General features: G+C 57.3%; 1 protein-coding gene. It reads left to right on the top strand.

Translation table 11 applies throughout. The annotated features are described in order from the left end of the window. Positions 1–14: 14 nt before the first annotated feature. The coding region (locus IE212_RS34590; protein ID WP_373301482.1) for a COG1361 family protein at positions 15–572 on the top strand (558 nt) is incomplete at its 3' end.

Here is a 572-nt window from a genome sequence, read left to right as displayed (position 1 = left end):
CTGACCGGTTCGAAATCAGTGATCCCGTAGTGCCCGACCAGGTGATCGCCGGCCAGGAAAACACGGTCACGATGGAATATGTGAACAAGGGCAAAGGCGATATCGCCAACGTCGAGGCCACGATGGAGGGCGAAGGTTTCGATGCCACGATGAAAACCCAGTACGTGGGCAATGTGGCTTCCGGCACCACCGGCACGATTGGTTACGCCTTCACACCGCACGCGTCAGGCGAGCTGAAGACCACGCTCAAAGTCACGTACGAGGATTCCGACGGACAGACCAAGACCAAGGAATTCCCGCTCACCATACCCGTAACCGATATGCAGCCGATGGATGATTCCGGCATGGCCGATCCGAACATGGACCAGAACGCCAATCAGGGATTGCCGGTGCTGGTGTATGTGGTCATCGTCGTGATCGCCGTGGTCATTATCGTGGTGATTGTGCTGCTGGTGCGTCGCCGGCGCAAGCAGAAGGCCAAGAAGAACGATATTGATGAGGACTGGGATGAGTGGTCCGAAGGCAAGGATGATAAGACCGATACCGGCGTGACGGATGGTGCTGCGGCAGAC

The organism is Streptomyces djakartensis, from assembly GCF_014651075.1.
In the GTDB taxonomy this organism is placed as follows: domain Bacteria; phylum Actinomycetota; class Actinomycetes; order Streptomycetales; family Streptomycetaceae; genus Streptomyces; species Streptomyces djakartensis.
Note: the sequence above shows the minus strand (reverse complement) of the source record. Positions and strands in the feature narration are given on the sequence as shown.